The sequence below is a fragment of the Pseudomonas gessardii genome (genome assembly GCF_001983165.1).
Taxonomy (GTDB): domain Bacteria; phylum Pseudomonadota; class Gammaproteobacteria; order Pseudomonadales; family Pseudomonadaceae; genus Aquipseudomonas; species Aquipseudomonas gessardii.
Window position 1 is genome coordinate 24,459 of sequence record NZ_MNPU01000061.1, and the last position, 9,238, is coordinate 33,696.

The window sequence follows — 9,238 nt, forward strand, 5'->3', positions numbered from 1 at the left end:
CTCACATCAACAGATAAAGAAGGACGATATTGACCAGCAACATCATCAGCGCCGTGGGTATCTGCGCCTTGATCACCGCGTTCTTGTCCGGCAACTCCAACAGCGCCGCGGGCACAATATTGAAGTTCGCCGCCATCGGGGTCATCAGCGTACCGCAGTAGCCGGAGAACATGCCGATGGCCGCCATCACCGCCGGGTTGCCGCCATAAATCCCCACCAGCACCGGCACGCCCACCCCCCCGGTCATGACCGGGAAGGCGGCAAAGCCGTTACCCATGATCACAGTGAACAGCGCCATGCCCAACACATAGACCATCACCGCCACCAGTTTGTAATCCAGGTTGATATAGGTGGTGGTGACGTGAGCCACGGCCGTGCCAACGCCGGCTTCGTTAAACAGCAGGCCGAGCATTGCCAGCATCTGCGGCAGCACCATGGCCCAGCCCAGGGCTTCGGTCAGGCGGCGCGACTCGCGCAAAGCCTGCACCGGGGTATCACGGGTCAGCCAGCAGGCCAACCCCAGGGCAATCAGGCAACCGAGGCCGAGGGACACAAACGTGGTGTTCTTCGGATCCAGCAGCGGTACGCCGCCAATCTCGGTGTGCTTGAGCAGCACCGAGCCGATCACCGTGGTCAACGGAATGGCCAGGGCCGGAATAAACAGTTTATGCCCCAGCCGGCCAGCACTGGCGCGGGACTCCTTGTCATGCAACTCGGCATGTGAACCACGCCCTACCCCGCCGAGCCCGGCGATAAGCGCCATCAGCACCACGCCAATGCCCACCACCACCGACGGTAGGTGCTCGCCCACCAGGAACGGAATGGCGAACAGCAACCAGAACAACGCGGTTGACCAACGCTTGGGGTGGGTGCGGTCAGCCAGGATCATGCCCGCCGTAATCAGCAACAAAACGCCGGCGAGCCAGTACAGGTATTGGATGGAAATGATCATTGCGCGGCCTCCGACTGAGCGTTGACGGGCGCAGTGGCCGTCAGTTCACGCGTCAGCCTTCGGTCAAAGCGGTGCAAACGTATGGCGTGCACAATGAACGCACAAATCGCCGTAGGGATGCCCCACACCGCGATGTGCAGCGGCTCGACATCAATGCCGGAGCCCAGCAGGAAGGTGTGCATCAGGGCAATCGCCCCAAAGGCCACAAAGATATCTTCACCAAAAAACAGCCCCACGTTGTCTGTGGCGGCACACATTTCCAGGACTTTGTGGCGCACCTTGTCCGGCAACTTGCCGAAGCGCTTCTCGGCAGCCCCTTCCGCCATGGGCGCCAGCAACGGGCGCACCATTTGCGGATGCCCGCCCAGGCTGGTCAGGCCCATGGCGGCCGTGGATTCGCGAACAAACAGATAAATGATCAACAAGCGCCCGACGGTGGCCCGCTCGAAGCGTGCAATCCAGTTCTGCGCGTGCAGACGCAGGCCATGGCGCTCCAGCAGGCCGATAACGGCCAGGGGCAGCAGCAGGATCAGTTGTAAGGCACGGGTCTGTAGGAAGCCATCGCCCATGGTGGCGAGGATTTTTTCCAGGGGGAAGTGGGCGGCAAACCCGGTGGCAATCGCCGCCGCTGTCACCACCAGCAATGGATTGAAGCGCAACACAAAGCCGACCACGATGACGAGCACGCCAATCAGCGGCCAAAGGTTCACAACAGTTTGCATGACGTTGAGTCCTTGATTGCGTGCTGCGACGCCTGCATCGCCGATAAACGATAACGGGCAGCCCGACGCGGATTTTTATTATTGACCGGGTAGGTCGAGGGTCACTGGCGGGCATCTTTGCTGCTTGGGACGGAGAGTGTCCAACAAGAAAAATTGTTGCTGCAAATCAATAAAGTTTGTGAGGGGATGAGCACCGATCTTCGCGCAAGGGTTTAGCGCACGCAAAACCGCGACACGTCGCCAACGCAGGATTGCTAGTGCTGCGGCGCCCCATCAGGGGCACCGGGCAGTCAGGGTGGTCACCATTGATGGGTGTAACTTGCGGTCAACACCGTACCCGGCGCTGGCAAGTGGCTGGTGTTGTTGCTGCTACGCATCAGTTGGCTGTAGAGCGGGTAGTAGCTGCGATTGAACAGGTTCTGGATCCCCATGCCGAGCTGGTCATTTTCGCTGAGTTGGTATTGGCTGATCAGATCAACGGTGGTGTAACTGTCGACCTTGCGCCGTCCAAAGCTGGCAACGCCATCCAGGCGATAGTCGGCGCCGTCGAAATAGTTGGCCTGCAGGCGGTTGCTCCAGGTTTCGGTCGGCTTGAACTCCAGGTAGGCGGTCAGTTTGAGCGGCGGGATGCGGTACCCGGTCATGTCCTGCCAGTCACGGCCTTCGGGCTGCTCCCGGCCCTTCATCCAAGTAAAGGTGCCGCCGGCGCCCCAGCGCTCATCGTCGGTCAACCAGTCGGCACTGCCTTCTACGCCGTAAATTCGCTCTTGGGTGCGGGTCAGGATCAGGCCATTGTTGAAACTCTGCACATCCCCAAGCTTGGAGGTGGTGTAGAACACGGCCAGCGAGGCCAATGTCTGATCGCCCAACCCACCACGCCAGCCCAGCTCGTAGTTGTTGGTTTTCACCGGTTCCAGGTTGGAGGAACCAAGATCGAACCCTCGCCGGGCATTGCGCAGCTGCACCCCGATATCGGGCAACTGGAAGCCCTGGCTGAACGCCGCGTAGATCTCCTGGCCCGCTACCGGCGAGTAAGTCAGGCTGATATTGGACAGCACTGAATCGTAATGCACCTTGCCCCCGCGGACAGTCGACGGCTGGGTCGCTGCCGACTCCGAGAGCGGGATAAAGTCATCGTATTGGGCGGTGGCGTATTCATAGCGCACGCCGCCCTCCACCGACCATTGTTCGTTGAGCTTATGTTGCAACTGCGCAAAGCCGCCGAGGCTGCGGGTTGTCAGGTCGGGCATGTAGGTGAGCTTGCCGATCTTGTCAAACACCCTGCCGCCACTGGCGTCATAGGTTCGCGGGTCGAAGATGTCGATGGGCATGTCGCTGCGCTCCTGGTTGAAGTCAGCGCCCCATAACAACTCCGTATTGCCCTGGCTCCCCAGCGGCGTGCGTAGGGTGACCCGGCTGCCGAACACTTCACTGTTCTGCATGACCTGGTCGACATTACGTCCACGGGTCGCCACTGCACGGGCATCGAACGGCGTGAATCGGGTGAAGTAGTCCCGATAGTAGAGTTGCGCATTAAGCGTGCCGCCCAGTACGTCGGTATGGGCGTACTCCAGGTTGAGCAAGGTGTTCTTGATCTGGTTCTGCTCGGCCAACGACAAACCGGACAACGGGCGCGCAGGCACCGAGCCCGCAGGAAGCATGGCCACCGACGGGTCGGAGGTGTAATCGGTGTTCTGCTCGGCATTGTAATGGCTGGCAGACAGTTGAATGCGCTGCACATCATCAAGGCGCAAGCCCAGTTTGCCGCCAACGTTGAAGGTATTGGCATCGAACAGATCGCCCTGGCTGGGCTCTGGCGCCAGGCGGTGCCCGTTGGCGTCGTAGGAGGCGCCAATGTGGCGGGCGCCGAAGTCCAGGGCGTAATCCACCCGGCCCTGGGACCCTGCAACATGATGCTGCAATTGGCCGCCCAGGCCATCGCTGCCCAGCTTGCTCAAGGGCGAGACGGCGCTCAGGCTGGTGCTCGCCCGCGGCTCGCCACCGGCCGGCCGCGTGGTGATCGAGATGATGCCCCCGGTCGCGCCTGCGCCGTAGATCGCACTGCTGCCACGGATCACTTCGATACGCTCGATCAGCGCCGGGTCGATGTTCGCCAGGTTGCGCGAAGAATCGCGGTTGGTATTGAGCGGAACACCGTCGACCAGCACCAGCATCGTCCGTCCACGCAAGGTCTGCCCGTAGTCGGTAATGGTCCGGCTTGAGTCGGCCATGCCCGGGATGCTCTTGGCCAGCAACGTGGCGAGGCTGTCCGAGCCCTGGCGCAGTTGCTCCAGCTGCTTGTGTTCGATGACATTGACCTGGCGGGCCTGGGGCACCAGGTCGCTGTCGAGCCGCGAGGCACTGATGGTCAGGCTGGCCAGCTCCATTGTGCCCGGCGCGGGGTCCGACGCTGGGGAGACATTGGCGGTGCCCCCCTGGACCACCAGGAATGTTTGTTCGTCACGCGCCTGCACCGTCAGCCCGCTTTTGCCGAGCAACCGCTCAAGCGCTTCCTGCAACGTGTAGCGCCCGCGCAAGGCCGGCGCGCTCTTGCCGGCCGTGATTTCACTGGCGAACAGGATCTGTGCCGAGGATTGCCGGGCTACGGCATTCAGGGATTTCTCCAGCGATGCGGCCGGGATATCGAAATCAACCGGGGCCGATTCTGCCAGCGACCATTGGCTCAAGAGCAAGCTGCCGGCCAGCAAGGACATGCGCACCGGCGCGCGCAGGAAGGACTGACTCACGTTTTTATTCTCCACGAAGTTGGGTTACAGGGAGATAGCCGTCAGCACTGCGGCGCAACCCTACCTCGGTTGAAGATTATTTTTCTTGCCAGGGGAATCGATCAGGACCGAGCCATCGGCCGCAGTGGAAACGCTCAACGCCAGGATCCCGGGCAACAGCGCCAGCAAGCGGTCAACGTGGCCACTGTCAAACACACCGGAAACCGGCAGGCGCGCAAGCCTGGGGTCCATGAGCCTTATAGGCTGACGGTGATAGCGCTGCAGTATGCCGATGACTTCCTCAAGCGGAGTGCTTTCAAAAACCAGCCGGCTTTGTTGCCAGGCGGTGACGTCATCCACGTCAACCCGTTTCACCTGAGCCTCTTGCCCCTTCTGCAAACGCAATTGCTGCCCGGGCTCCAGCGCTGTGACTAAACCGGTAGCGGCCGCCCGCACAGTGACCTTGCCTTCAGCCACGCTGACCTGCACATCCTGTTCCTGACGGCTGACGTTAAAACGCGTGCCCACGACTCGCACCCCAACCAACCCGGCATCGACCAGGAAAGGCCGGTAGACCCTCGGCGACACCTCAAACAACGCCTGCCCCGCCTTCAATTCGACCTGGCGGCTGCGCAGATGCCAGCTGACCGTCATCTGCGTGCTGCTGTCGAGCAGCACCCGAGAGCCATCCGCCAGCTGCAGCGCCTGGCGTTGCCCTACCTGGCTGGCAAAGTGTTCGCTGCGGTAGGCCGGATCGACCCAGGCCACCCCCGCAACCATCGCCAGCAGCAACAGCCCGAGGGTTTTCCCTGTGGGGCGTTTGTTTTTCGCGGGCGTCGACGGGGGCAGCGGAAAACGTTGCTTGAGGTCCTCGCGAACCCGCGCAATGGCCTCCTCCTCCTGGCTGAAGTCCTTGCTCTTGTGTGGGTCGCGATTCATGGCAAGACCTCTGTCCCTAGATGCGTACGGCAGATCCCCATGCCCAGGCGCAGGTGCTTCTCGACGGTTTTCAGGGAAATCCCCAGGCGCGCGGCCACTTCGGCCTGGGGCAATTCATGCACCTTGTGCATGACAAACACCATTTGGCAGCGCGGTGGCAGGCTGGCAATCGCCTCGGTGAGCAACTCCAAGGCCCGCTCCCCAGCCAGATGGCGCTCCTGGCTCGGCGCACCGCAGGCCACTTGCGGCAATACCGAAACGCCGACAACCCAGCCCTGACGCCGACGCTCGCTTCGATAACGGCTGATCGCCATATCGCTGGCGATCTTGCGCAACAAGGCCACTGGCGTGCGTACACCTGGTTTCTCATCCTGCTCAAGCAACTGCAGGCACAAGTCGTGTATCACTTCGCGGGCAAATATCCGCTCACCAAAACGCCGGCGGACATGATCCACCAACTCGTCGTAGTGCCGAACCAATGCTGCCAGCAGTGTGGGTTTGGGAGGGTCGACCTGCACGATGACCTGCGCAATGAGAGAAGCGGATGCCCTGGAGAGAGGGCAATTGCGCGCAGTATAAATGCGAATACTTTACATTTGAAGCAAAGATCCTGACCCCTGCGCTGCGTCACTGGGTAGCCCGGCAATGAAAGATGGGGCAAGCAGAAACTACGGCCGCAAGTAGGCGAACATATGCTGTACGTAATCGGCTTTACCAAGGGGCACGCCGTTATGACGCAAGATGTTGTAGGCCGTAACCAGGTGAAAGTAGAACTGTGGAATAGCCCAGTTCACAGCGTACTCACTGCCGGTCATATCGAAGGCCATGCCATTGGGTAACTCAATAGCGATTTCGCGCCCTGCCCCTTCCTCTATTTGAGCGCGGTCCGCTGCATCAAGAATGGCCAACGTATGCTCGATCAATACCTGCGCTGCTGCCAGGCTTTCGGGAGGCGTGAGCAATAGCACCGGCTGCCGTGTCAGTCGCTGAACCGCCTCCTGCGCTTGCGTACACGCGTACTGAATCTGACGGGCCAGATCATGCATATCAGGCGCCAGTCGAGCCCCCAACAAAATTTCCGGGTCATACCCGCGCTCCAGGGCAGAGGCTTGGCCTTTGGACAAAAGAGACGCTAACGCGCGCAGCATTTGCGCGAAGCAGGGAATGGTAATGGAGTAGACCGACATAGCTTTTCCCCAAGTAATCATTCAATGCGGGTAAAAGGACCAGCCTTTCTCCCAGGAGAATGAAGCCTAGCAGACGGTTGCATGCCTTCTACCCTGCTTCTATTGCATCAGCGTTCGCTTATCGGGAGGCAGATGTAGACAGGCGCGAAACTAGCATTTGCTCAAATAGCTATGTACGCCTTGGAGCAAGTAACGTCAAACCCTAGCCCCGCCTAACTTGGCAAGTCATAGCGGCCAATGCACGCGTCGCGGCATCACAGGCTTTTGCTTGAGTCACATAACCAGCCACGCAGTCACGAAACGGCATACTGATAGCGTAGGAGAGAACCGCCGCAGCAAACACAATTGACGCCGTCATCCACCTCATCAGAAATACTTCCTTACAAAACAATCAGATATAAAACTATCATCATGATGCCATATTGAAATCATCGCCTACGCTCCTTGAGCAATTATGTAATTGCTATTTAGATCACAGGAGCGAAATAGAAATGTCGAAAGCACCAATTGGCACCACGGGGACCACAGGCCAAAGCTGTCCAGAAAGCGGAGTTTGGACAGTAGTCGGAGCACCAAGCACCACTGCACCTATCGCAAAGGGAAATCGCTTCCCACCTTACGATGGTAAATCAGTTACCTGGAAGCTGACGCAATATGCCTAAGAGTAGGCCGAGAGCAGGGGGTAACTCTGCTCTCACTTTCTTCGGTTAGTGCACGCCGCACCCTAGGGTTTTGATTAGAAATTCAGAAGTACCATTGCATATATAAGCACCCCACCTTATACCCCCTACCCCCCTAGAAAGACGTCCCCGCCAGCCCTACGGAAGAACATAGAGCGTTCAGGATTCACCACAGACGTAGGGCGTTGAGCGTGGCCGACAGGCGTACCCGCCTCACTTTTGAACAAGGACGATTTTGAAATGAGTATCGAAGATAATATCTACTCAATGGTGTGGGGTGATCTTGAAGCGGAGGGTGATTTCCCTAGCCAACGTCCTCTCCTGTCTCACTACACTTCTGTCGCAGTGTTGGAAGGGATGATGGCCAATGATGAAATTTGGTTCTCTCATCCACTCTACATGAATGATCTAGAAGAGCTTCGCTTCGGCATGATTGAAGGTGCTAACGCTTTCAGAAACAGTGCTGAGCTGAAAGCTGCGTTTACAGATGATCAGCTATACGACAACTTGATAGCTCATTTCAATAATCTCTTCGTAGAGTTCGATCTAAATCACGTATTTGACACTTATATCATGTGTTTAGCGAAGCATGAACCTGAAGACCGAGATGGGCTACTTTCAATGTGGCGAGGGTATGGTGCAGGTGGAAGTGGTGTAGCTATCGTTTTCGATACATCTAAAATCAGTGCCACCAACGAGTCACCCTTTATCATAGGTGCGGTTCGGTACGAGACAACTGCAAAACGGTTGGAGTGGATAGCTGCGAAGATCAAGGGAATAGCAGAGGTGGTGACTGGTGCAACGCCCACTGACCGAGACTTGTATTGTATCGCATATCATTGGATCGAACGACTCAAAGTTTTTTCACTCTTTACCAAGCACCAAGGTTTTCATGAAGAACAAGAGTGGCGGATTGTTTACATGAATGAGCGAGACAATGAAGGCAAGCTCAAAGATATGTTGGGGTATGCAATCACTCAGAGGGGAGTTGAGCCAAAGTTAAAATTCAAGGTGAAGCCTCTTGATGGGTTGTTTGGAGAACACCTCTCCCTAGAAGGCATCATTGACAGGATCATTCTTGGCCCAACCACCTCTACAGTCATAGCCGCAAACTCTGTTAAGCGACTCCTACAAAAAAAGGGGAAACCGGCTTTGGCTGATAAGATCGTGCCTTCCACAATACCATTTAGGCTGTAACAGCCAGTTTCGGAGGGTGTGGTGATGCCTGAGATTTTCACATGGAAGAACTGCATGGCTGATGTTTACAACTATCGCTATAGTGCAATCGCCAAAAAGTTCTTAACTCTCGTTTTAAACCCTTCGCTTGATGCTCTTGATGCTCAGGTAACAGAGTGGAAGAAATCAGATGATCCTGTTGCCGGATTCTCGATTTCTGACCTCAGCGAGCTGATTTTCAAAACACGCATGGCATTCTGTCTTTCTATCCAGTCTCTCTGGGAACAACAGATACGAACCTACTTAGCAGATTGCCAACAGGAGTTGGGCATAAATCCATTCCCTGTATCCAATCGCCGGGGTGCTAACTCTGTTCAGACTGTGTATTGGGGCGATGAATTGAACACGGTGTTTGCGAGGTTGCGGGGTATCGCCCTACCTTCATTCGCATCATTTGAGTCACTTGATCTTCTTATGTTGGTAGGCAATGTGTGTCGTCACGGTGATGGCAACTCTAGTGCAAGGCTGTGGGGTGTTTGCCCTGATCTTTGGCCTATATACCACGATTCTGATAACACGTTCTTACACTCGACATTGGCAGACCAAGCCCCACCAGTGCAATCAATGCAAATCCCAAGAGGGATGCTAGAAGACTTCGTGGATAACATTTGCCTTTTTTGGGAAGACACTAATTACACCTATGAAGAGAGCATCGAACAAAAATATCCATCCTGAATTCAACACATAAGTGCAACGCTCACCCCTGTATGCACTTCGTACGGCGTCTTCCAGCCCAAGCGCTTGCGCGGGCGTAGATTGATCCTCGCTACTGTCCGATTGACGGCTTCGACGGTCA

At 57.0% G+C, this 9,238-nt stretch carries 8 protein-coding genes and 1 pseudogene; 2 read left to right on the plus strand and 7 right to left on the minus strand.

Annotated features, from left to right (window positions below; genetic code table 11):
• Position 1: 1 nt before the first annotated feature.
• The 6 genes from BLL38_RS26810 to BLL38_RS26835 form a co-directional block, all read right to left on the minus strand.
• On the minus strand, positions 2-952 hold the full coding sequence (locus BLL38_RS26810) for a DUF979 domain-containing protein (RefSeq protein ID WP_076964980.1): 951 nt from the start codon (positions 950-952) through the stop codon (positions 2-4).
• Positions 949-1,674, minus strand: coding sequence for a DUF969 domain-containing protein (locus BLL38_RS26815; protein WP_076964981.1), 726 nt, complete (start codon positions 1,672-1,674; stop codon positions 949-951). The genes BLL38_RS26810 and BLL38_RS26815 overlap by 4 nt, the downstream gene beginning before the upstream one ends.
• A gap of 299 nt (positions 1,675-1,973) precedes the next feature.
• The gene (locus tag BLL38_RS26820; protein ID WP_076964988.1) at positions 1,974-4,388 is read right to left on the minus strand and encodes a TonB-dependent receptor; all 2,415 of its coding nucleotides are present in this window, start codon (positions 4,386-4,388) and stop codon (positions 1,974-1,976) included.
• Positions 4,389-4,481: 93 nt separating this feature from the next.
• Positions 4,482-5,339, minus strand: coding sequence for a FecR family protein (locus tag BLL38_RS26825; RefSeq protein WP_076964982.1), 858 nt, complete (start codon positions 5,337-5,339; stop codon positions 4,482-4,484).
• Positions 5,336-5,857, minus strand: a complete 522-nt coding sequence (locus tag BLL38_RS26830; RefSeq protein WP_076964983.1) for an RNA polymerase sigma factor — start codon at positions 5,855-5,857, stop codon at positions 5,336-5,338. Before BLL38_RS26830 ends, BLL38_RS26825 begins: the two co-directional genes overlap by 4 nt.
• 150 nt (positions 5,858-6,007) lie before the next feature.
• A complete protein-coding gene (locus tag BLL38_RS26835; RefSeq protein ID WP_076964984.1) occupies positions 6,008-6,526 on the minus strand; it encodes a DUF1993 domain-containing protein in 519 nt (172 codons plus the stop codon).
• A 920-nt stretch (positions 6,527-7,446) separates the two neighbouring features.
• Here BLL38_RS26835 and BLL38_RS26840 point away from each other — a divergent pair.
• Together BLL38_RS26840 and BLL38_RS26845 are read left to right on the plus strand one after the other, a co-directional pair.
• Positions 7,447-8,403, plus strand: coding sequence for a DUF2971 domain-containing protein (locus BLL38_RS26840; protein WP_076964985.1), 957 nt, complete (start codon positions 7,447-7,449; stop codon positions 8,401-8,403).
• A 54-nt stretch (positions 8,404-8,457) separates the two neighbouring features.
• Complete coding sequence (locus BLL38_RS26845) at positions 8,458-9,117, plus strand: hypothetical protein (protein ID WP_076964986.1); 660 nt, start codon at positions 8,458-8,460, stop codon at positions 9,115-9,117.
• Between the two features lie 2 nt (positions 9,118-9,119).
• Here the strand turns inward: BLL38_RS26845 and BLL38_RS30860 are convergent.
• Positions 9,120-9,238 (minus strand): annotated as a pseudogene (locus BLL38_RS30860) (IS30 family transposase); the annotation flags it as partial.

What these genes read in the sequence shown, in the direction of transcription:
- BLL38_RS26810 (WP_076964980.1), bottom strand. Translation starts at nt 952, where the DNA reads ATGATCATTTCCATCCAATACCTGTACTGGCTCGCCGGCGTTTTGTTG.
- BLL38_RS26815 (WP_076964981.1), bottom strand. Translation starts at nt 1,674, where the DNA reads ATGCAAACTGTTGTGAACCTTTGGCCGCTGATTGGCGTGCTCGTCATC.
- BLL38_RS26820 (WP_076964988.1), bottom strand. Translation starts at nt 4,388, where the DNA reads ATGTCCTTGCTGGCCGGCAGCTTGCTCTTGAGCCAATGGTCGCTGGCA.
- BLL38_RS26825 (WP_076964982.1), bottom strand. Translation starts at nt 5,339, where the DNA reads ATGAATCGCGACCCACACAAGAGCAAGGACTTCAGCCAGGAGGAGGAG.
- BLL38_RS26835 (WP_076964984.1), bottom strand. Translation starts at nt 6,526, where the DNA reads ATGTCGGTCTACTCCATTACCATTCCCTGCTTCGCGCAAATGCTGCGC.
- BLL38_RS26840 (WP_076964985.1), top strand. Translation starts at nt 7,447, where the DNA reads ATGAGTATCGAAGATAATATCTACTCAATGGTGTGGGGTGATCTTGAA.
- BLL38_RS26845 (WP_076964986.1), top strand. Translation starts at nt 8,458, where the DNA reads ATGGCTGATGTTTACAACTATCGCTATAGTGCAATCGCCAAAAAGTTC.